This window comes from Blautia sp. 2227st1_G12_2227SCRN_220401 (assembly GCF_039062885.1).
In the GTDB taxonomy this organism is placed as follows: domain Bacteria; phylum Bacillota; class Clostridia; order Lachnospirales; family Lachnospiraceae; genus Blautia_A; species Blautia_A fusiformis.
Map to the genome: position 1 here is coordinate 19,588 of NZ_JBCLNI010000001.1, position 23,138 is coordinate 42,725.

Here is a 23,138-nt window from a genome sequence, read left to right on the forward strand (position 1 = left end):
AGATTAAAGACAATGGAGAGGAAGACAGAGAGATGGAAGTTTTGGAGATTGTTTTGCCTGTACTGGCGATGATCATTCTTGGAATCCTGTGCAGAAAATGGAAACTTTTAGATCAGAGTGGTGTCAATAACATGAAAACACTGGTAACAAATATTATGCTTCCTGTGGCAATTTTTCATGCACTGGCAACAGCAGAGTACAGTGGAAAGATCGGAATTCTGGTTCTGATCATGTTTGTGATGCTCTTGATTTCATTTGGGGCAGGATTCTGGATGAAAAGATTTATGGACGAGCCATATAAGAAATATCTTCCGTTTCTGATCTGTATCTATGAAGGTGGAATGATGGCTTACCCGTTGTATACAAGTCTTTGTGGCAGCGAAAATCTTTCACAGATTGCAGTGCTGGATATTGCGGGACTTCTTTTTGGATTCAGTGTGTATATGGGAATGCTAGGACAGACGGAAAACGGGGAAAAGATCAATGCAAAAAGCCTGTTTTACAGTGCATTGCGAACCCCTGCTTTTATAGGAACGGTTCTTGGAATTATTGTGGGACTGACACGAATGATCACCCGGCTTCTGGACAGTCCTTTTGGCAATTGTTATCTCAGTGTGGAGAATATTCTGACAACGGCCATTACGCCGATTATTCTTATTGTAGTTGGGTACAGTATGGAACTTGCGCCGGAACTTATCAGCCCCTGCCTCAAAACCATATTGCTGAGAGTCCTTTTGCAGGCAGTGATGATTGCGGGAGTTCTCATGGCAGTAAAATATTTGGTAGGAGGTTCCAGGCTTCTGAACCTGGCGGTTATTACATATATGTCCTCGCCTGCTACATTCAGTATGCAGACTTTTCTGAGAAAGAAAGAGAGCAGTGCCTATGCATCCACAACAAATTCTCTGTATTGTGTGGTCTCAATCCTGGTTTATATCACACTGGCAGTGGCAGGATGATGGAACTGAAAGAAGGGATCAAATGACGACAACGGCATTATGTTATATAGAAAACGATGATAAATTCCTGATGCTTCACAGAGTAAAAAAACAGGATGATATGAATGAGGGCAAATGGATCGGCGTTGGCGGGCATGTGGAAAGTCAGGAAACTCCGGAAGAATGCCTTGTTCGTGAGGTGAAAGAGGAAACAGGGCTGACACTTACCTCCTATAAGTTCCGTGGCCTGGTGACATTTATAAACAGTGAATGCGAATCAGAACTTATGTGTGTGTTCACGGCCGATGAATATACAGGAGAACTGATTGAATGTGATGAGGGAGAACTTTGCTGGGTTGACAAAGCCATGGTGCCGAATCTTCCGGCATGGGAGGGAGATCAGGTATTTCTTGATCTGCTCCTTTCAGGAGAAAAACGCTTTTTTTCTGTAAAATTGCAGTATGAAGGTGACAGACTTGTAGAGAAGAAAATTCATTTGTATTAATAGTAGATTGTTTCATAGCTGGAGGGGAAATCATGTTTAATAAAATGATTGCACAGCAAACCGCAAAAAAAAAACTTCTTGATAATTTTCTGAAAAAACATGAAGCGGAATATCCGTTTCCGGAAGATGTGGAACTCATTTGTGACATTGACTATATGGGAGATGGAAAGCCCTGTCATTTCATGGATATTTACCGTCCCCGAAATTATGAAGGAAAACTTCCAGTCATGTTTAACCTGCACGGAGGCGGTTTTCTCCTTGGAAAAAAAGAAGAGGGATTTTTCTTCCCTCCTATATTTACGGGAAACACTGGAAAAAGAGTTCGTTTTATCCATATATAAATCCGGAAAACAAAGAAATTATCCGAAACCTGCCACCGTCATTTCTGGTCACAGCTTATGGAGATACTCTTCGAAATTACAGCAGACAGTATGCAAAAGCGATAAAAAAAGCCGGTGTGATCTGTCATCTTGAAGATTATGAGGTGGACAAAAAATTTCCGCATGCTTTTAGTACAACTTTTCCTGAAATGGAGGAAAGTAAACGTGCAAATACGCAGATGGTGGAATTTCTTCTTAAATACTGATTTTGGAAAAGAAATTTATACAGAATTCCGCAAAAGAAATCTAGAACGCAATACAAAATCTTGGAATTGAAAGGGATATTGAGTAATAAGTCAATATCTCTTTTTTTGATTAATAAATAAGTATTTCTTTGGTTGACGCTATATTCGGGGATATAATATAATAAAAATTTTATAGCCAAAATTATGTGACAGAGCCGGGGCAAGAATGATGCCAGTCATATCAGTGCTTGCAAAATGTACAAAAGATTGAGAGGAATTTTATTTATGAACGGGAAGAAAAGAAAATTCTATAAGCAAATATGTTTTATATTAAGCTTTTTTTGCTTTTTTACAATAACGCCTGTTTGGGCGAATACAGAAGATTCCCAAAATTAAGTTACAGAAATGGAAGAAACCGAGCACAAGACCGTCCGGGTGGGATGGTATGAAGATTCTTATCATATCACAGATAAGAATGGAGACCGAAGCGGATATGGCTATGAATTTGAGCAGGCAGTATCCGCTTATACAGGGATTTCTGATCAGATTAAAAATATAATTGAAAAAGAACCGAAATCGAAACCGAAAAAACGGGCGAAAGAAGTCTGCCACCTACCTGTTATCTGTTCAGACAGCCTGCTGGAAGGTGCCTTCAACCTATGCATGATTCATAAGAAGGATTTTTACAGGCATATGGAGGATGCGCATACTGTAAGCGCAAAAGTGCCGCTCCAGCATATCACTGTCGAAACCATACAGGGCTGCCGGGATGCGAAGGCACTGCTTTCTGCTGTAACCAAATGTATCTATGACGTTATCATCAAAAGCGACATCCAGAAAAAACAGCTTTCTCTGTTTGATTGGAAGAAATTGGGAATCCGAGTTCCGTTAGAATTCTGAATGAAGACCATCGGGAAAGGAAACGAGGAAGTATATGGGTCTGTATCTATAAATCCGGAAGGCACCTTGTAGTTTTTCGTGACAAAAAATGCGGCAGAACCGGCAGTACAGTACCTGCAGATGGATAAATCTTACAAAGCTGTGATAAAAAGGGGAAATGATTACAATATAATCCAGGATACTGTTCTTTTTACTGTTCCGGATCTGGAGGAAATTTACCGTCAGATGGAAACAGTACTGCCAAAGAAAAGTATCTCCAGGAGCAGAGAGAATATAGAAGCTGTAATCCCGGACATTGTAGATATCCGGACATGGATGGAAAAAGATGGACTATATTATATTGTCGGAAGCAACAGTTATGGCACAGATGGGAAGTTTTTAAGGGCAACGCCTGTAAGGAAAGTAAGTGCAAGACTAGGATCTGAGCTTTTTTTCTGGAGTTGCTGCCAACGCTGGCAATGCCGTTTGTACGGAATAAGCAATACACAGTATATCCGTTTCCTTTGAAGTATATAAGGGAATATTGTTTGGATGTTGACATAATAACAGAGTGAAAAACATAGAGCTTTTATCATAATTCCGGAGAATACCCCTGCTTCTAAGCGTTAGCGCAGGCGGTGGGTAAGTTCACAAAAAACTTATATCGCAGAGTAATGGAAAATGTTCAATCATGACTGGTAAGAGATGGATGTCAGTTCATTACGAAACCATAGCTGGACGGGCTGCTTCTCAGAAAGTAAAATTGTACACATAACAGATACGAAAGAGAGGGAAAAGTTATGGTTTGCAAAGAATGTGGGAAAGAAAACAAGGAAGACGCGGCATATTGTGCTGGATGTGGAGCAACATTGAAAAAGAAGCGGCGGAAAAAAGGCAGGTTTTTTGCCACAATAGGGATCCTGGTAGCAACTGTTATTGCCGGGATTGTAGTGAAAAATGTTTTTACTGGCGGTATGGACTGGGAGGCTGCCGGAGGAGACGGAAACAGCTATGATGAAACTGCGACCCAGGAAGTGAAAAACGAATATAAATTGAATGAAACGTTTGAACTTGATGGCTTGTATTTCAATTTTACGAAGGCTTTTTCAAATGATGAATATGGATTCTGGGAGAGTAGTTCGGATGACAAAGTACTTGCAGGCTTTGAAGGTACGGTACAGAACTATTCAGATTATGATGTGAATCTCCAGAATTATGCCTATACTATTGAATTCATCAACGGCAATGGTAAAAAACAGCAGACAACAGAGCCGATGGTAGAGTGTTATGGAGGTACGGATGATTATTCAACATCCAGTATAATTGGGGCAGGAAGGGAAGGGGACATTTACATATTCCTGTCACCAGACGCAGATTGTGAGGCACTGAAAATGACCATCCAGACCTCCAGCGGTTCAGAAGCGGTCGTAAAAAACACGCTCTATTGTAATGGCTCCTATGAAAGTGAAGACGGCAGTAGTTTCACAAGACTAGCAAAAGGTTACAGTGAGGACCTGGCATGTATTCAGTTTTATGCAGATGAGCGTGAATATTACGGATATATGGATAAGAATGCGGATATGAAATTTTGTTTTTCTTCAAAATACGAAGATACTTTTTGTGAACCACCGACAGATTTCGAAAATGGCTATATCCATTATGAATACGGCAATACTATGTATGTTATGGATAAGGATGGAAAAATTACCAGTAAGTATGACGGGGATGATGGAGAATGGATAGCATATGGAAGCGGATACACATGCATGGAAGCGAGTACATCCGGCTTTGACGGAGTTGGATTTGAATACACGATGTACAGGCCGGATGGTACAGCCGCAGATACATTCAATTGTGGAACGGAAGTAACAGTGACATACCTGGGGAAAGGTACTTTCTTATATCAATATTATGGCGATGATGGCGAAGAAGTCCGCAGATATTACTTCGCCGATGGAGACAGCTGGGTACAGGCAGATATGGGGGTTGATACGGAATACATAAAAGTATGTGACAAATGGCTTTACAACGGTATTTTGACGGAAAATGGTATGAACGATTACCTCGATTTGTACGACAAAAACGGAGAATCTGTTCCGATTGAGTTACCAAGAGAATTATGGGGCTCAGATGTATGGGTAAGAGTAAATGATATTTCTGAAAAATACATCCTTTTGCAGGTGGAAACAACGGATGAAAATGGATACGATCATTTGTCACTCTGGGTCTGCAATATGGACAGTAAGGAATTCAAGAACTATCAGGGAAAATATCTGGACAATATTGATGAGGATGGATACAACAATAAGATTTTTCAGGATAGTATCGTTATATCGTTAAAAGGGGGAGATGGAAAGGATTATATTGGGCTTATAAATATTGAAGATTTGTCAGAAATCGGGGAACCGATACAGATACGTGGAGTGGATGTGTACAAAGACATTATGGCAGTAGAGGAGGAGACAACCTCAGATGTCCAGCAGACCTTATACGATTCAAAAGGAAATGTTGTTTACACCTATACCGTGGAAGATTACACCGGATGGCTCGGAGGCTTTGACAATAATACTATGCTGACTGGATGCGGATATGACTATAACGAGGAAGGAAGCATTGTTAAACACAGGTTCATGGATTATTCTGGAACACCGCTGTTCAGCGGGATTAATTACCTCTCTGGAACAGAAACCGACTTGTCAATGGATACAGCGACAGAGGAATGAAGCCACCATTGTTTGTACCTGAAATGGCAGCCTATTCTGTAATCTGACAGGGTAGGCTGTTTTTTTAATAATCAGAAAAAATTGGTATAAACTTGACTTTTTTTGTATAAAAGTAGTCAGAAAAATCTTAATGTGTTATAATTCTATATACAATGTGAGACATTGACAATAAAACTAAAAAACTTGTGATAAAATAATGAGGTGAGTAATGGCTTGCATAATATCGCCAATAATTAAAGTAACAGAGATGTGCAATTTTGACTGCGCTTTCTGCCGGTACGCGAACCATAAACAAAATACCGGAATTATTAATGTTGACACAGTAAAAAAGATATTAAGGGAATCAGCGGAAATTAATGCGGAAACGAACCCAAAAGTAAAAGTACTTTTCCATGGGGGAGAACCACTGTTATGGGGAATTGAGCGCTTTTACGAAATCTATGAATATGAGAAAGAACTTTCGGATAAAACAGGTGTCAAATTTGCTAACAGCATTCAGACAAATGCATCACTGATTGATGATGCCTGGATTAGTTTTTTTAAAGAATCCCATATTGGTATTGGGATAAGCTTGGATGGGCCAATTGGCGTAAATGCACATTTTTCCCAGGATGAAAGCCTGTCGTTCCAAAAAACGATTGCTATATTAAATAAACTGAAAAAACAAAAAGTGCCATTTGGAATATTAAGTGTTATTACAAATAGGCATATTGAGGCTGGAGCTGAAAGTTTTTATGCTTTTCTGGTGAACAACAACATTAAAAACTGTGGGGTATGTTACTGTTATAACCCAGATGATGAATGTTCTGTAGATTCAGAAAAACTTGGTTATTACCTATCTGATCTTTTCGACTTGTATTTTGACGGTGAAGCAAGGATTAATATCAGAGAATTTAATGAGGCTATTACAGCAATATTGACAGGAAAACACAGATGCTGCAGCCATCATCAAAGGGAACGTTGTGGATATTATCTGACATTTTTGCCTTCAGGGGATGCTTTTTTCTGTGATCCGTATAATTTGCGGAAAGAAAATTGTTTAGGTAATATTTCGGAACAGAGTATTTCAGACATGGTATCATGCAGTAAACATCAGGATTTGTCTAATATGATACAGAAGCAGGTTAAGAATTATTGCTATAAGTGTCCTGTAAAGAATATCTGCGGGTATGGATGCCCACGGACAGACCGGGATAATGGTATAAATTATTTTTGCCTGGCAAATCAAATTTTGTATACACATATTGCAAATACAATAAAAGACAGGAGGAAGGTTATATGAGTAACGGAATGAAGATCATTGCAGAAATATTGGAAGACCCACACGGCCACAGCCATGACCGGTCAGAGGATTCTTACAATGATTGTGACTGGAATGATGATTGGAATGATGATTGGAATGACGACTGGAATGATGATTGGAACGATTATTAATTATTGAAGTACTACTTATGGAGAGATAAGTTGTGAGAAGAAAAATAGTAGCATTATTAATGTCGGCTGCTTTGGTTTGTCAGCCTCTGCCAGTTCAGGCAGAAGAGTTTTTCAGCCAGGAAGAGATTGAAAATACTTCTGAAACGGAGGTTCCAGAAATAGAGGAGCAGGATGAGGCAGAGCCGGAAGACAGCTCAGAACTGAAGTTTGAGGGAACAGAAGAACTTAAAGAAGCGGAAGTTAATATTGAAGATACTGGAGAACCGGAATTCTCAGATGGATCAGAACCAGAAGTATCTGATGACGGATGGGAGAGTGGAGAAAGCTTATCAGGCAGTAATGGAAACAATATTCCTTCGGATGCCTTATATTATAATGGACATTATTATGCTGTGTTTAATTTACATTCTGGATGGGAAGAAGCAAAAGCGTACTGTGAATCATTAGGCGGGTATCTTGCCACAATTACAAGCCAGGAAGAAAATGATGCTGTGTTTGAATATATGACAGATCAGGGATATGACAGTGCATATTTTGGATATACGGATGAAGAAACAGAAGGAACCTGGAAATGGGTAAATGGTGAAAAATTAGATTACACAAACTGGGATCCTGGGGAACCTAATTCTGAGAACTCTAAAGAAGACTATGCTATGTTCTATTATAAATATCCAGAAGGAACCTGGAATGATGGGGATTTTGGAGGATCAACCGTAGGAAATGACAGGGCGTTTATTTGTGAATGGGGTGATTACACAAAGGAGGAACAGCCTAAATATGCTTTAAAACCGGAACAGGTATGGGGATTTAAGCAGAGGCAGGTTTCTGATCTGACAGGAACTTTAAATCTCGGTTATTATACAAAATTTTTTAATCCGGCACACGCTGCAATTCTGCTTCTGGCAGATAGCGGATCTGGCGGTTTCTGTTCCGGAATGGCAACCTCAGTAAATGCAATATCCGGATATGGCTGTGTACCGGTATCGTCGTTCCGGGTTACAAACCTAAGTGATATTACAAATCCAAAAACAACATCCTCCGTTACCTGGAAATCAGCAGCAGATTATATAAAATATGCCCATGCATACCAGAATAAGTCATCTGTACAGAAAGAAGCCAGAAAGCATAACGGAGATCTTAATGGATTGTATAATGCTGTGAAAAATTCTGTTTCTGGAAATGGAGATTATGTAGAAATCAGAATACGTGGAGATTACGCAGGTGAAATAAATATCGGGCACTGCCTGTTAGCAATGGGAATTGCAAAAGATACTGACAGTGAAACGGAAATTCTGGTTTACGATGGTAATTTTTCTTCTGATTTAAAGGAATTCTACCTGTACAAACAAAACGGGCAGGTTACTTCTTGGAAATATGACCAGCGTGCGGAAGGATTTGTAGATTGGGGAACGGGAAAACCGAATAATCAGATCACTTATACGACATCCGGAAAAGATTTCACAAAGGATGTGACTTCCATTTTAGATAGCATAAATATTGATATGTATAAATATCTGATTTCTGTAGAAAATAAGAATGCCTCAGTTAGAACATCTAATGGAAGCCAGTCTTTAAAAGAATCTGTAACAGGAGACATTATCCCTCTGCAGACATACAATGGAACCTCAGATTCTGATGCGAATGTATACTGGATTGATACGGAAGGGGAAATTAGTGTCCAGAACAATGCCTATGATAACTCTATTGAAGTCGCTGGGAATAATAAGACTGTTTCAGCTGATATTCCTGTAAACAGTTCAGTATCCATGAATCTGAATAATCAAAATGTGAAAGCTGACGTTACCGGCCTTTCCTCAGGCAAAAGTTTTTCTGTAACGCTGACACAGTATTCCGAAAGTGCGGCTTCGACATCGGCAATTGTGAGCGGAATAGCGAATACGGGAACTGTGAATATACAGAAAGAAAATGGAAATAAGGTTGATGTAAAAGGTGCAAGCCAGGCAGAGGTACAGTTTCAGAAAGAAGATGGTTCTACTACCACAAAAGTAAAAGTGGATCTTGGAGGCAAACCATCTCAGATAGAGCAGAATTCAAGCAAAACAACTGTCAAACAGGATACCAATGGTGATGGAACATATGATAAAACAGTTTATGATTCCAGCAAAGTAAACATAAAAGTATCAGCCCCGAAGCTGGGAAAAGTATCAGCTGGGCATAACTTTTTAAAAATCAGCTGGGGAAAAATTTCAAAGGCGAATGGATACCAGGTATACCGGAAAATAAATGGGGGAAAATGGAAATCCGTAAAATTTGTCTTTGGTACTTTTTACACGGACAAAAATGTAAAAGCGGGTAATACTTATACTTACACCGTAAAAGCATACCAAACTGTAAATGGTAAAAAAATATTCAGCAGCTATAATAAGAAGGGCATTTCTGGAAAATTAACTACAGCCGTTTCCCTGAAAATAAAATCGAAAAAAGTAACCGTAAGCTGGAAAAAAACAACTGGGGCAGCAGGATATTATGTATACCGCGCTGCTAGTGCAAAAGGAAAATACAGCAGAGTAAAAACAATCACTTCTGGTAGGACGCTAAAATACGTGGACAGCAAAGTGAAAAAAGGTAAGACGTATTATTATAAAGTTATGCCATATGGAAAAAATGGAAAGAAAATTGTGAAATGTGGTACAAGCGCAGCGAAAAAGATAAAAGTAAAATAAGAGACTGTGAGAAAAAGTCTGTAAATAAGATTCTTCTATGATAATAAAGGGCGAAAAGTTCTTTCATAGAGCTTTTCGCCCTTGTTTTATATATAACAGTTGCAAATCTGCATGTCAAGAGCAGGCGGATATTCCGCCCGTCTTAACATGTCTCAAAACGGATTATTCTGGTAATCGTCCCTCGTACATAATACTCAGTTCCCCGTAAACTTGTGCCCAATTCCGGATGGTTGTCGTCCACTTTTTTGCTGCCTCAAATGTGGCCAGATACAGGGCTTTCAGAAGTGCGTTGTCACTTGGAAATACGCTTCTCTGGCGGTTCAGCTTACGGTAGGTTGAATTCAGCGATTCGATCGCATTGGTCGTATAAATGACCTTTCTGACGGTGGCTGAAAATTTGAAGATCGGGGAGATCGCATCCCAGTTATCTTTCCAGCGTTTCATGGAATTCGGATATTTGGGAGTCCATTTTTCTGTTACCCGATCCAGAGCAGACATTGCTTTCTTTTCATCTCAGCCTGATAGATGGTCTTCAGGTCTGTTGCGAAAGCTTTTCGGTCCTTATCAGGGACATATTTCAAAGTGTTCCTTACCTGGTGCACGACACAACGCTGATACTCTGTTTTGGGAAAGGCGGCAGCAATAGCTTCTTTGATTCCTGTCAGGCCATCAGCACAGATAATCAATACATCTTTTACACCGCGGTTCTTCAGCTCATTCATAACAGAAAGCCAGTATTTGGCACTTTCATTATCTCCAACATTAATAGTCCGGACTTCTTTCTTTCCTTCGGTGTTGATACCCAGAATGACGTAAGCTGCAAGCTTACGGATCACTCCATTATCCCGCACAGAATAATGGATCGCATCAATATACAGGATCGGATATACCTCATCTAATGGCCGGTTCTGCCAGTCCTCAATCTGTGGGAGAATCTTGTCTGTAACATCAGAAATGAAACTTTCAGATGTTTCAAATCCATAAATATCTTCGATAGTTTCTGAGATCTGTCGTGTAGTCATACCTTTTGCATATATAGAAATAATCTTTTGATCAATATCAGAAATGTCTTTCTGGCGTTTTTTCACTACCTGTGGCTCAAAAGTTGATTTACGATCCTGCAGCACTTCGATTTCCATAGAACCATAACGGCTATTGACCTGTTTGCGTTTATAGCCATTTCTATAGTCATCATTATCAGAACGTTCTGATTTTTCATAGCCGAGATGATTATCCATTTCTGCTTCCATCATCTCCTTAATGGTGCCGCCTAAAAGATCTTTCAAGGCGTCCTGGATATCTTCTGCGGACTGAATATCATACTCTTCAAGAAGCTGGTGGATAATGTTTCTTTTTCCTTCTGTCATTTGTACTCGATGTACAGATTTCTTTTGTCTTGCCATAATAAAAGGCCCTCCTAATGATATTTATTTTATCATAGAAGAACCTTTTAAACACTATTTTACAGAAAAAGTTTCATACTCTCAAAAATAACTGTTATGATACGGGAAAAAGGCACCTCCAGAACAGAGGTGCCTGTAAAAACGCTTTTAAATTTAAGAATAAATGCTCATTTTGTAATGCTTAAGTTAGATTATAGCCTTTCCAGGTAGTAGGTATTAATAATGCTTTCTACAATTTCGTCATCACCGTATTTGGAACGCATGAAATCAACCAGTTCTTCTGCTTTTCTTTCCCATTTCTCTTTTTCATCGCTGGTACGGGCATCAGAATGTTTTCTCTGAATCTTGTCGGCCTTCTCATTAAATTTGTACCAGTCATCTGAACTGGTTTCTAATTTTTTTGACATAATTACGTCCTCCTTGTTTTTTCTCCCGGATGTATCCGGTTGTGTTAGTTAGCAATTACAGGTTGTAAATATCTTTTCTGATTTTCCTCCTTTTTGTTTCTGCCTATATAATAGATCATTTTAACCATAATAGCGATGTCAGTTCATTGCGAAAGAAGATGGATCAACAAGCTTCCTGCTGGAAAGCAGCAGTTAATTTACGAGATCGATAAGATCTATTTTTACGATATAGCGAAGGTTTATGAATGAAGTTTTCTTTGCATTTTTTTCTACATAGGATACTTTGTCTGAGAAAATACCTTTCTGAACAGAACGGACTTGTTGTTTGGTTATGTAAGATATAACAACCATATCTTCACATAGGTCTTCTACAACTCCCTCAACAGTATTTAAGTCACTAGAGCTACTGTCAATACATGAAATAATATGCCGATCATAATATATAACTGCCTTTTTCCCAATTAGTCTTTTGTCTAAAGTCATTTCTTTTGATCTCCTCGTATTATATAGTAGTTTTTATAGACCCTCTCCAAGGTCTTTACAACTATTAGGTCATAGTCCATTCTTTACCTCTTCTGTAGGTTCGGCTATGATATATAAGATGCTGTGGATTGGTTTATTTCTCCTACCACCTGATGGTTTTAGGAAGGCTCCAACCACAGTCTCTTTGTTCATTTGTTAATCAGTTAGATACCGCATGACGGTTTATTTAGAACGAGGTTACAATCGCAAGGAGCACCCTGTGGTTCTAAAACAGCATTAATACATTTCAAAGGAGATTTATTATGATTTACATAGGAATTGATGTTGCTAAGGATAAGCATGATTGCTTTATCACCAACTCTGATAGCGAAGTGTTGTTTAAAGCATTTACCATCGCCAACAACTTAGATGGTTTTAATGATCTTTATCAAAAGATGGAATCCGTTATGGATGATGTGACAAAAGTAAAAGTAGGACTGGAAGCCACTGGACACTATAGTTACAATCTCCTTGGATATCTCATTGACAAAGGTCTGCCCACCTATGTTATCAATCCGTTACATACAAATCTGTACAGAAAAAGTCTAAGCCTTAGACAGACGAAAACGGATAAAGTAGATGCCCGCACGATTGCTTCCATGCTCATGTCTGATGTGAATTTAAAGTCCTACTCAGACACATCTTACCACAACGAAGAGTTAAAGTCATTAACTCGTTATCGTTTTGATAAAGTAAAAGAACGTGCCAAGCTGAAAACTTCCGTTTCAAGACTGGTCTGTATCTTATTCCCTGAATTAGAAAAACTTGTACCAACACTTCATATGGCATCTGTTTATGCATTGCTTTATGAATTTCCCGGTGCTAAACATGTAGCCACTGCACACCTTACCAGACTTACAAATCTTCTTTCCGAATCTTCCAAAGGTCGATATGGTAAAGATACTGCTATTACTTTCAGAGATGCTGCAAGAGCTTCTATCGGCTCAAATATGCCAGCCAAATCTCTTGAATTGAAGCACACCATCAAACTTATTCAGGAACTTGATTCAGAGATTGATGAAATCGAAAATGAGATTAAAATCATCATGGATGAAATCAACTCTCCAATTCTTAGCATTCCCGGAATCAACTATCGCATGGGAGCTATGATTATTGCTGAGATCGGTGATTTCAATCGTTTTGATTCTCCTGATAAGATCTTAGCTTATGCCGGCTTTTCGTCATCAACATATCAATCCGGACAACTGGATGGTGCCTACGCACATATGGAAAAACGTGGCTCCAGATACCTGCGATACGCTCTGTATAATGCCACAAAATATGTCTGCCACTGGGATCCAACATTTGCAGCCTATCTTGCTAAAAAACGAGCGGAAGGGAAGCATTACAATGTTGCCATATCACACGCTGTAAAAAAATTGGTTCGAGTGATTTATCATCTTGAAAAAACAAAGCAGCAATACATAAAAGCAGCTTAAATCTTTCTAATTCAATACTCCTTTTTTGAGCACCTATCACGATGCTCTTTTTGTCATGCAGTTTTCAAGGTTTAAGGAACTCTAACTGAGTTCCAAATATATCTTAAAATGCATTTCTGTACTTTATTCAAAAAAAATCATTTTAAGGCTTGACTTTTAATAGTTAGTCTCGTATTCTGCCAGTAGCAATTCTAAAACTTTCTTTACCATGTCTAATCCTCCTCGATTACCTTTATTAATCTATTTAAACAGCTTTGTAAATTCTTGGTTTCGTAACATACTGACATTTGCAAAAAGGGGCTTTTCTGGTATAATTTCTTATAGTCAATATGTGAAGTTTAAGTAAGGACAGCTTTATGGATACGAAGGGATTCTACAGCACTCGTGACGACTTTCTAATTGTTGCTTCTTTATGGAGCAACAAACACCACACCAAACGAATATAGGGAAGTTCCTTAACGTTTCAATGGCAGTAATTGTCCGTCGCAATTCTTATGTATAACAAGTGATTATTAGAGGAGAACATCATATATGAATACGAAAGAATTATATAAATGTGATTACAAATACTGTAAAGCTCTTTTTATAGAAAAAGCAATATCAGTTCAAAAACCAGATGTTACAAAAGAATCAAATAGTACGATCCAGAATGCGCTCATCAGCCGTAATGAATGTACGCATCCTGAGGATTATCAGAAAGAAATTTTAGGCAGTTGCTGGGATAAATCTCAAAGATGGGCAAAAGCTGTAGATCATTTAATCGATGATAATCTTCAAGTTCCCGGAAAAACAATCAAAAAAGGAATTATCTCTGATATTTTTTCAATTACTGACCTTCGCAAAAGAGAAATATTTGTAAACTACGAATTCGGAGAAGATTCGATTTCTAAAGATGAAGATCGAACCATTTATGAAAGATATTTTCGAAATAAAACACTGGAAAATTTTACTCTTAAAAGACAGGCCATCGGGGATATGGCTTCCAAATGTTATGGTGGAGGAAAATTTACCCGCAATGTAATTGACCAGTGGCGTGGTGGATCCGTTCCATATGATAGAGTCAAGGTTATAAAACTAGCTTTCTGGGCAAAATGTACACTTGAAGAAACAAATAAACTTTTGGAATGTGCTGGTATGCATAAGCTGTATTTGAAAGGGACCTCATCCAGTGCCGCCTTACAGAATTCTTTGCAGGATATGGTTTACATATTCATGCTTGAGCACAAATGTTATTCCTTCGCAACAGCCCAGGAGCTCATTGATAAATTAGACTATCATTTGTTAATAACTGCACAAACAGAAGAAGGTTTAGAAGAAAATAACGAAGATGTATCAACCACAAGTCTGCTTTATGAACTCAATAACTTGAATTTCGAGCAGTCCAATTTTATTGAATATTTTAAAAAATATGTTCCACATTTTATTTCCCCTTATAATATATTAAATGGAAATCTTGCAATACTATTTACTGATAAATACCATATTTGCAAAAACAACCAAATTGATGTCTCCCAGAATTCTATTCGTGCTTTGACAAACAGTACTCTGCGATTTTTCACAAAAACTAACGGAACAAACACGGCTCCAAAAGGAAAAGAAAATATCACAATAAGCAATGAAGTTGACAAGTGGCCATCCAGTCTAAGTAATTTATTATATGCCGCATTTGGAATTGTAAAAAGACCAAAAAAGCAGAAAAAAAATCCCAAAAAACCGGAAACAGTCCCTGAACCAATCCGCAAACATATGGAACGTATTTTCAGCCGAAATGACATTATTACCATGGGGCTCATATTAAATTGCAGTAAAGCAGGAATCAATAACCTTCTTAATCTGGCACAGGAACCCCCTTTGTATGCAAGAAATTTTATTGAAAATATTATTATGACAGCATCTGATAATACTACTGAATACATCTGCGAAGTGTCATCCCGAGATCTTATTGACCAATTTACAAGTGTTTACAGTGATTGTTATGGAATTACAAAGCAGGATTTTTCTGAAGCAATATCTGCTTTTCAACGTTTTTCAAATTATCCTTCTAAATATGATAAGGAATATAATATTGATTTCACCGATACTATTACCGCTATGAAATCTTTGCTGAGATATGGCTGGATCAAGTCTATTTCTATAGCTGCTGTTATATATCCAACCAAAAGTTTTGATATTCTTCATTTTAAACCTCTGACAGTAGCAAATAAAGAAAAATTAAAAAGGGCACTTACCAGTACAGACAAAGCAGTTAGAAAATCCAGATCAAATCCTGAATCAAATGCATGTCAAAATCTATTTGTAATCAAAGTGAATTTCAGGTATGTGATAAAAAATCAACGACGCAAAACTAAGAAACCCCTTGAACCTGCTGAAAAAACCATTTGTTTAAAGAAACTACAGATTGTACGCCCAATGTCATTCCGTTATTCTAAGGAGTTACTTTCTCTGTATCCGGAAAATGTAATGTTTGATTTTTTGGTAAGGAAAACATCTTTTTATTTAAAAGATAACGATTTCAGAAAATATTTAATATAATTTTAGAAAAATATCATATTTTTTAAAAGGAGAAACTAGTTTATGAGTTATCTTTGCATTTTTGATGGAGATTTTGCTTATTATAATGAGTCTGACTATTTCAAAGAGGGAGAATCGTATATCCTTGAAAAGAAAGACCTGGAATATGAAACAAACATATCTTTCCGTCCATATTCTGCACTACAAAACATGGATATGCAAATAAGCCAAGGAAGAATCACTTATCTCTATCAAAACCTATATTATACAGAGTATTTGAACAAACTTCCAACCCAATTCAATAATCATAGTATTTTTGAGGAAACTTTTCCCATTTCCATGGAAAGAAATTTACCTAATGTGTTTTCATTTATGCGAAAAGATCCTACAAATCCGGAAAAAATTTTTCCTGTAATATTTATGTTTTTATCTGCCCATAAAGATAACTGGGATTTTTATTATATGCAAGGTGAGACTATCAGAATCAATGGAAGTGGTCTGGCGAATGAAATAAAATTGGATAACGTTCCATATGATTTTCTTACCTTCAGTTACAATGAATCGAAAGAACTCTACCAGTTAGATGTTTCTGAAGATGCTCTAAATAATTTTTTCTTGATTAATGACGATAACGTTCTGATCTCTCTTGAAAATGAATTATTACTGGAAAACTCTAAAACATACCGTTTTATTTATGATGATAAATATATATTTATAGTAGGAGGATCATTTATCTTATATGCCAGATTATAAACTTTCTTTTTCTGCTGCTGGTGAAACATGCAGAGGAACTAACCATGAAAATAATGAAGACAATTTCCTCGTGGGCTCCCATTATAAAAAGGAATGCGACACAGACAGGGATTCTTTTTCCTTTACAGCCACCAACCGTTGCCGGTACAGCCTGTTTGCAGTATTTGATGGGATGGGCGGCGGTCCTTATGGGGAATATGCTTCCCTGTATGCAGCAGAAGAATTCTATAACGTACATATGAAACTAAATGACAAGCTTTCTCCGGAACAAGTATCCTGCATGATTTCGGATGCTTTTCAAACAGCCAATAACAGGATTATCCGGAGTCCTCATATGATTCTTGGCACAACAGCAGCAGTCTGCGTGTTGGATCGTGAAAAAGAATCGGCACAATTTTTCTGGTCCGGTGATTCCAGGGGATATTTATACCGGGATAAAATCCTTTTCCAGATGACAGAAGATCAGTCTAAAGCGGCGTTATCAGTTAAAAATGGACTGTATTCCAAAGATGACCCACGGTACAAGTCAGATCTTAACAAATTAACAGCTTTCATTGGAATGGATGCATATGGCTATGAGTTTCATCCATTAGAAACCACATGGATTACACTAAAACAGGATGATATGATTTTTTTGATGACCGATGGGATTTCTTCCGTATGCAGTAACTATGCTATTCGGGCGGTTATACAAAAAAACACAGAACTTTTTGCAACTGTGCCATTACTTTATTCTGCCAGTTCCTCTGGCTCACAGGATGACCTTTCAGTGATACAAATTAAAATATATTAAAAAAACATGAGGAAGAATGATATGGGAGTATTTGAAAATAAAAACTACAATTATTCTTTGACAGAAATAAAAGATGAAAACGAGAGAAAAGCAGTCCGGAAATCAAAAATGGAAGCTGTGAAAGAATTCTTCAAAGTTGATACCATTACAGAACTCGGAACCGGATCTAGTGGCAGGACAATCGTTTATCAGGTAAACCATTATGCGGTAAAACTGATTTGTGGGGTTACCCAAAAATGTAACGGTGAAAACCTGAACAGCAAAATGACGGAATTAGATTGCTTAATTGCAGAAAACCTTAATATTAACAAAAATTTCTGCCGTGAAATGATAAACATGACCATATTAAGCAGCATAACTGACAATACTGCAGGTAAGCTTAATATAATCCCTTTTACCGGAACTGCCACACGTCTTTCATGGAAATGTGACAGCTTTAACAGAATTGGGGTAGATTATGCAATTCAGATGCCTTTGGCAAAATGCCTGACTGATGAAATGGATACTTATAAGTTTCAGAAACAGGATATTCCCAAAGAACATCCAGAAGATTTTACCAAAATCCTTACTGTCGGTATTGATCTCTGTGATGCTCTTATTGTGATGCAGATGCACCAAAACAAACTTATCCATCAGGATATCAAACCACAAAATATTTTTTTGTATCATGATAATTACTGCCTGGGGGATTTCGGTATTGCAAGAGAAGAAGATAGTCCTCAGTTTTTTCAGGAAGGTACCAGGAATTACTGGGCTCCAGAGCAGGCAAATGGATCGTCAGTTGATCACCGATGCGATATTTATTCGTTGGGACTGGTTCTTTATGAATTGGCAGATACCGTTCCGATTCATAATCATTATGAACAGAGAATAGATGATAAAAAACTTCCGGAGCTTGAATCAGATATCCCGGAAGGCCTGAAGAAAGTTCTGTCAAACGCCTGTGAATATGAGCCGGATTTCCGTTATCAGACAGCAGAAGCAATGAAGAAAGATTTATGCAGATTGATGGAAGATCCGGATTATGTCCCTAGCTCAACCAGGGATAACTACTATTCTTCCCGAAAAGCAACGTCACAGCCAGGCAGATCACAGATGTCGTCAGGCATTAGTCTCCCATCCCGGAATATTATGAGAAGTGGGCCTGCAAATTTCCAACGACAGCGCCAAGCGAACAGATTCCTTCAACCGGAAACTGCATGGAAAGCCGGGAAATTATGGTATGAAGAAAGCCGGAGAACAGGTTGCCGTTTTGCAGGTCTTAATATTGACAAGACTATTATGCCATTATCTGCAGTTTCTTCAAATGCGGTTAATTTCCCAATTAACGTGTCTACAAATCCGGAAGAGACTGTAGGCTTGAAACCGTTGTCTGGGGTTCTGAAATATTCTGAAACACTTCATAATATGTATCTGATTGGAGAGGGCGGTATAGGAAAAACCACTGCTCTAAACTCTATAATGGAAGACACTTACAGAGATAAGGCCTACCACCCAGCAGAAAATGGGAAAAACATAATCCCTTTGTTTGTTGAACTCTCCAAAGCCCCGGCAGATTACTGCAGTGCATATCATGCTTCCCATTCAACTTTTATTCAGAGATATCTGTATATGCTGCTTGGATCTGTAGACAAACAATACCTTCTTTCTGAAAATACTGAAGAAATGTCAAGAATTATGGAGAGAGATGATACTTCCATTATGGAAAACATTGATCAGCTTCTGCGTGCGGATGAGGAACATACACAGTATCTCCTGCTTCTGGATGGGTTAAATGAGGTCTCTAAGAAACAGCTTTCTACGAAAGAAAAAGATTTCCTTGGTGCTCCGTCAGAACTGATTGTGGAGGAAATAAAAGAACTACTGGAAAAACATAAGAATATTACTGTTATTATCACAAGCCGAGCGGATGAGACTTTGAGTGATCTGGATGCTTCCTTTGAACGCCTTTTTTTGACCGGTGTCAACGAAGATATTATTAAAGAATATTTGGACGGATGTAAGATTTCCTCTGAACAGGTCAGTAAAAACAGTCGGCTTATGGAAACATTAAAAATCCCGCTTTTCCTGAAGCTTTATGGAGAGCTGTATAACACGGCAGATATTTCTACACCGGGAGAGATTCTTTACTCATTTTTCAGTGAACGCAGCACCAAGTATACTGCCCGCAACCGGATTGCTGAAATCAAGATGGACCGTCAAAAAGCAGGAGACGGATATGAGACCAATTCTCTTGATGAAAAAATGCAGGGATTTATTCTTGATTTCCTGCTGCCGGAACTGGGATGGTATATGGAGAAAAATGATCTGTATGCAGTTGACCTTTCCAGATTCAAACAAGTGATAGATTCTGTCCTGAAGGGAGAAAAGGAAACAGATATCTGTGGTATATATGGAAGGAAATATTTTAAAGAGTATCTGAGAGGAGAAGATCCTGTTCCAAATACGCAGACCTATGCCAGACATCTGCTTGCTTTAGAAGGACCTTTGGGTGAGGATTATGTGTCCTTAATTGCCAAATACTGTGTATATTCATTAGGTATTTTATATGCTAATAATCAAAACTACAGCTTTATTCATCAGCATATCAGGGACTTTTTTGCTGCAATGAAAATCATTACTGATATGAAAATGGCTTTGTATGTTGCAGAAGACGGAAGGATAACAGAAACTTTTGATGCAAATGACAATAAGAAAAAAATTGCATTACGTATTCTCGATACTATAGGCACAGATTATTTTGATGAAAAAGTATCTTTATTTATAGGTGAAATACTGGGAGAGTACAAAAATACGCTCTTGTTCACTGATGGAAAATGGAAGATTTATATTCCTGAAGAAGAGAAACGTTTACTCTTAACAAAAACACTTTTGCTCTACAGGGGCAACTTTTCACGAAAAGCTTTTATAGGCATTTCAGTGCATAACCTGCTTGATATATTTGAAAAAGCGCATGGCAGCTTGAATGGTATGGATTTATCCGAACTTGATTTAAGCAGATGCAGCTTTAATGGTATCCCTTTAAAAGGTTCATCATTAAATGGTGCTTTAGTAAACAAGCAAACATTCTTTCCTAATGGACATGATTCTTCTATTACCTGTATTAGGATATCCCCGGATGAAGAATTTTTCCTGACAGGAGATTCTTGTGGAATAGTAAAATTATGGCATTTGAAAACTCATAAATATATCCAGACTATTATTGACTGCAAGTATTTAATTAATAACATCCAGTATGTTCATGATGGGGCAGAATTGTTGATTTCAACAATAAATGGAACATGGATATATGATGTCAATCATTATGAAATAAAAAAGAACTTTCCTAAAACACAGTTTGTTCTGTCAGATAAAAATGCCCAAAAGCTAATTGTAGGTTATAATACTATATTGGGACATAGGGTGAATATTCAAATCTTGGAGCAAGCATCAAACAAAAGGATGAAATTGGATCAGGTACGAGAGGACTTTTGTGCTAATCTAATTACTTTTTCACCGGATGAAAAATATATTGTACTTATAAATGCTAAAAACCAATTGGTCGTTTTTGAATATGATTCCGGAAAAATAATCGCAAAATTTGAATTGATTGATATATCTCTTTATGACTGTAAAGACGATTCTGATTTTGAAATTTCTTTTGAAACAACAAAAGATTTGACTGTAATAAGAGATAACATATATGTTTCATTGTGTTTTGATTCTACAGGAAAATATTTAGCTATTGCAAATGAATGTGATGTTAAAATTTTCCAATTTTCTAAACTATTAATACAATACGAAGAACTTTTAAAATATCCAATCCTTGGCAGTGTAAAAAGGGCTAAGGACATAGGACGTATTCTGTATGACTGTTTAGTTTGGAAAAAATCAATACTTGACAATGAACCTGTATTATCAATGAAATTTGTCAATAATGATTCTTTTTTAGCCGTAGCATATTCTGATCAGTCATTGTGCTTATATGATTTTAAAGAAATGCTTTCCGCCAAAAAAGAGGGAGGAAAAATTAATTCGTTTTTATCAAATGTTTTATGTATGGACAATTTACATAAAAATGATAAGTATTTGATAATACTTTGCGATGCCAAATCTAATATTATGGTTTTATGTTTTGATGATTTCAAGTCAATTGATTCAATAAACGCTTTTCTTATTAACAACAGTAATTCTGTATTTGTAGATGCTGTTGAAGCTACACCCAGTGGACTTTTCATATCGGCCAAACGGGAAGGACGGTTATATTATGATGCAAAGTTGAATAAAATAAGTTCTTCATATCCTCAAAGTAGTAAAGAGCTGTTTAATTACGAAGTGTTCTCACATACAAAAAAAGTGTGTGCTTTAGGTAAGGAGAATGGACTGATTGTAATTTATTCCCCATTTCTGTCTTTGAATAAAACAATAAAACTTTCTGGCAAACACATACTTTATATAGAATTTAGCCCAGATGATAAACTTTTATTAATATCTTTGACGGATAATTCCCCAGAAATCATCAATATGGAAACATATGAAGTAACAATACTTAACACGTTCCAAGGTAAAGCAGACAAAGCAATTTTTTCAGAAGACGGTAAATTTATTTTCTGCTGTAATGGGAACTTTATTGAAAAATTCTCGGCAAAAACATGTGAACGGATAAACTATGTAAAAGAATATTGTGAACCTTACCTTGAGAATCTTGCTAATCGTGCATTAAACACCTTTAAGAAAAATATAAATCAGTATAATCCTTCAAATACAATAATAGCTAGTCCAGAGCATACTTATCATCAATATAATTCCAAAGTGACCGCTATTTCATGCAGTCCTGATGGATTATATTTGGCGGTGGCTTGGAGCAGGGGAGAAGTAGAAATCAGGGAAATGGAAACATTATCCTGCATAGCAATATTGGAATCCAATAATAGGAATGTAAAAACAATCTCTTTCAACGATAACGGAGAGTACATGGCTATCCCATTTGAAAAATCAAGTGTAAAAGTCTACAGTACTCAAACATGGCATTGTATTTCTATTTTACATGGATTTCCTACTGGAGAAAATAAAGATCCAGAAAAACAGGGGCATTCAGATCTTGTGACTTCGATACTTTTTCAAAAAAATATTGAGCATATAACAGAACCTGAAAAAATAATAACTGCTTCGAATGATGGCACAATAAAATATTGGAATCCATTTTCACCATCAAGAGTCGCTCTTACTTCACCTAACAATAAGTATAAAGAAAAATTTAAAAAAAATTTAGCTGTATTATGGAAAAAATTTTACTTGTTAACAGGTGTTATTCTGGGAGATGAGGGAACTACAGTTAGCTGCAATGATATTTGCGAGTGTGAAAAAACACTATATTTTGTTCCTGGATTAGATATTGATGGAACAAATTTGCAAAATCTGAACCCTGCTTCTGATTTGACAAAAAAAGATCTGGAAATTTTGAGATTATACGGAGCCGAAATTGATTAAAAATTTTGTCAATTTTCTCTTACTCCGATATATTCAGAAAGAATAAAAAAATTTAACGACGATTTCCATTTGAACCAAACCAAATAGAGATCGCCGTTAAATTTTTGGGCACT

General features: G+C 37.2%; 17 protein-coding genes and 1 pseudogene. 15 read left to right on the forward strand and 3 right to left on the reverse strand.

Going from position 1 to position 23,138, the window contains the following annotated elements:
* Positions 1 to 32: 32 nt before the first annotated feature.
* From ABCM67_RS00090 to ABCM67_RS00135, 10 genes are all read left to right on the forward strand, one after another.
* Positions 33 to 959 (forward strand): AEC family transporter, encoded by a 927-nt coding sequence (locus tag ABCM67_RS00090; protein ID WP_022427259.1) that lies wholly within the window; start codon positions 33 to 35, stop codon positions 957 to 959.
* A gap of 22 nt (positions 960 to 981) precedes the next feature.
* On the forward strand, positions 982 to 1,443 hold the full coding sequence (locus ABCM67_RS00095; RefSeq protein WP_147603601.1) for an 8-oxo-dGTP diphosphatase: 462 nt from the start codon (positions 982 to 984) through the stop codon (positions 1,441 to 1,443).
* 32 nt (positions 1,444 to 1,475) lie between these two features.
* A complete protein-coding gene (locus ABCM67_RS00100; RefSeq protein ID WP_147603600.1) occupies positions 1,476 to 1,784 on the forward strand; it encodes a carboxylesterase family protein in 309 nt (102 codons plus the stop codon).
* 629 nt (positions 1,785 to 2,413) lie between these two features.
* The gene (locus ABCM67_RS00105) at positions 2,414 to 2,908 is read left to right on the forward strand and encodes a hypothetical protein (RefSeq protein ID WP_147603599.1); all 495 of its coding nucleotides are present in this window, start codon (positions 2,414 to 2,416) and stop codon (positions 2,906 to 2,908) included.
* Positions 2,909 to 2,986: 78 nt separating this feature from the next.
* The gene (locus tag ABCM67_RS00110) at positions 2,987 to 3,415 is read left to right on the forward strand and encodes a hypothetical protein (protein WP_342992407.1); all 429 of its coding nucleotides are present in this window, start codon (positions 2,987 to 2,989) and stop codon (positions 3,413 to 3,415) included.
* A 272-nt stretch (positions 3,416 to 3,687) separates the two neighbouring features.
* Entirely contained in the window at positions 3,688 to 5,610 is a 1,923-nt protein-coding gene (locus ABCM67_RS00115) for a zinc ribbon domain-containing protein (protein WP_147603598.1), read from the forward strand.
* 208 nt (positions 5,611 to 5,818) lie between these two features.
* The gene (locus ABCM67_RS00120; protein WP_147603597.1) at positions 5,819 to 6,892 is read left to right on the forward strand and encodes a radical SAM protein; all 1,074 of its coding nucleotides are present in this window, start codon (positions 5,819 to 5,821) and stop codon (positions 6,890 to 6,892) included.
* A complete protein-coding gene (locus ABCM67_RS00125; RefSeq protein ID WP_342992408.1) occupies positions 6,889 to 7,044 on the forward strand; it encodes a hypothetical protein in 156 nt (51 codons plus the stop codon). Before ABCM67_RS00120 ends, ABCM67_RS00125 begins: the two co-directional genes overlap by 4 nt.
* 246 nt (positions 7,045 to 7,290) lie before the next feature.
* Entirely contained in the window at positions 7,291 to 7,491 is a 201-nt protein-coding gene (locus tag ABCM67_RS00130) for a hypothetical protein (protein WP_342992409.1), read from the forward strand.
* Positions 7,492 to 8,189: 698 nt separating this feature from the next.
* Positions 8,190 to 9,728 carry a hypothetical protein gene (locus ABCM67_RS00135; protein ID WP_342992410.1) on the forward strand — a complete coding sequence of 513 codons (1,539 nt, stop codon included), beginning with the start codon at positions 8,190 to 8,192 and terminating at the stop codon, positions 9,726 to 9,728.
* 162 nt (positions 9,729 to 9,890) lie between these two features.
* Here the strand turns inward: ABCM67_RS00135 and ABCM67_RS00140 are convergent.
* The 3 genes and pseudogenes from ABCM67_RS00140 to ABCM67_RS00150 all read right to left on the reverse strand — a co-directional run bounded on the left by ABCM67_RS00140 (position 9,891) and on the right by ABCM67_RS00150 (position 12,021).
* A pseudogene (locus ABCM67_RS00140) lies at positions 9,891 to 11,131 on the reverse strand (IS256 family transposase).
* Positions 11,132 to 11,322: 191 nt separating this feature from the next.
* The gene (locus tag ABCM67_RS00145; protein ID WP_147603595.1) at positions 11,323 to 11,538 is read right to left on the reverse strand and encodes a hypothetical protein; all 216 of its coding nucleotides are present in this window, start codon (positions 11,536 to 11,538) and stop codon (positions 11,323 to 11,325) included.
* Between the two features lie 192 nt (positions 11,539 to 11,730).
* Entirely contained in the window at positions 11,731 to 12,021 is a 291-nt protein-coding gene (locus tag ABCM67_RS00150; protein ID WP_147603594.1) for a hypothetical protein, read from the reverse strand.
* Positions 12,022 to 12,323: 302 nt separating this feature from the next.
* Here ABCM67_RS00150 and ABCM67_RS00155 point away from each other — a divergent pair, with 302 nt between their 5' ends.
* From ABCM67_RS00155 to ABCM67_RS00175, 5 genes are all read left to right on the forward strand, one after another.
* A complete protein-coding gene (locus ABCM67_RS00155) occupies positions 12,324 to 13,499 on the forward strand; it encodes an IS110 family transposase (protein ID WP_147603593.1) in 1,176 nt (391 codons plus the stop codon).
* A 531-nt stretch (positions 13,500 to 14,030) separates the two neighbouring features.
* Positions 14,031 to 16,031, forward strand: coding sequence for a hypothetical protein (locus ABCM67_RS00160; RefSeq protein ID WP_147603592.1), 2,001 nt, complete (start codon positions 14,031 to 14,033; stop codon positions 16,029 to 16,031).
* A gap of 42 nt (positions 16,032 to 16,073) precedes the next feature.
* Positions 16,074 to 16,763 (forward strand): hypothetical protein, encoded by a 690-nt coding sequence (locus ABCM67_RS00165; protein WP_147603591.1) that lies wholly within the window; start codon positions 16,074 to 16,076, stop codon positions 16,761 to 16,763.
* Complete coding sequence (locus ABCM67_RS00170; protein WP_147603590.1) at positions 16,750 to 17,556, forward strand: PP2C family serine/threonine-protein phosphatase; 807 nt, start codon at positions 16,750 to 16,752, stop codon at positions 17,554 to 17,556. Before ABCM67_RS00165 ends, ABCM67_RS00170 begins: the two co-directional genes overlap by 14 nt.
* Before the next feature lie 21 nt (positions 17,557 to 17,577).
* Entirely contained in the window at positions 17,578 to 23,025 is a 5,448-nt protein-coding gene (locus ABCM67_RS00175) for a protein kinase (protein WP_342992411.1), read from the forward strand.
* Positions 23,026 to 23,138: the final 113 nt, after the last annotated feature.

Excerpts from the sequence above, each read along its gene's own strand:
- ABCM67_RS00120 (WP_147603597.1), top strand. The coding sequence starts at position 5,819 with ATGGCTTGCATAATATCGCCAATAATTAAAGTAACAGAGATGTGCAAT.
- ABCM67_RS00125 (WP_342992408.1), top strand. The coding sequence starts at position 6,889 with ATGAGTAACGGAATGAAGATCATTGCAGAAATATTGGAAGACCCACAC.
- ABCM67_RS00100 (WP_147603600.1), top strand. The coding sequence starts at position 1,476 with ATGTTTAATAAAATGATTGCACAGCAAACCGCAAAAAAAAAACTTCTT.
- ABCM67_RS00175 (WP_342992411.1), top strand. The coding sequence starts at position 17,578 with ATGGGAGTATTTGAAAATAAAAACTACAATTATTCTTTGACAGAAATA.
- ABCM67_RS00150 (WP_147603594.1), bottom strand. The coding sequence starts at position 12,021 with ATGACTTTAGACAAAAGACTAATTGGGAAAAAGGCAGTTATATATTAT.
- ABCM67_RS00095 (WP_147603601.1), top strand. The coding sequence starts at position 982 with ATGACGACAACGGCATTATGTTATATAGAAAACGATGATAAATTCCTG.
- ABCM67_RS00170 (WP_147603590.1), top strand. The coding sequence starts at position 16,750 with ATGCCAGATTATAAACTTTCTTTTTCTGCTGCTGGTGAAACATGCAGA.
- ABCM67_RS00090 (WP_022427259.1), top strand. The coding sequence starts at position 33 with ATGGAAGTTTTGGAGATTGTTTTGCCTGTACTGGCGATGATCATTCTT.
- ABCM67_RS00105 (WP_147603599.1), top strand. The coding sequence starts at position 2,414 with ATGGAAGAAACCGAGCACAAGACCGTCCGGGTGGGATGGTATGAAGAT.
- ABCM67_RS00160 (WP_147603592.1), top strand. The coding sequence starts at position 14,031 with ATGAATACGAAAGAATTATATAAATGTGATTACAAATACTGTAAAGCT.
- ABCM67_RS00145 (WP_147603595.1), bottom strand. The coding sequence starts at position 11,538 with ATGTCAAAAAAATTAGAAACCAGTTCAGATGACTGGTACAAATTTAAT.
- ABCM67_RS00115 (WP_147603598.1), top strand. The coding sequence starts at position 3,688 with ATGGTTTGCAAAGAATGTGGGAAAGAAAACAAGGAAGACGCGGCATAT.
- ABCM67_RS00165 (WP_147603591.1), top strand. The coding sequence starts at position 16,074 with ATGAGTTATCTTTGCATTTTTGATGGAGATTTTGCTTATTATAATGAG.
- ABCM67_RS00155 (WP_147603593.1), top strand. The coding sequence starts at position 12,324 with ATGATTTACATAGGAATTGATGTTGCTAAGGATAAGCATGATTGCTTT.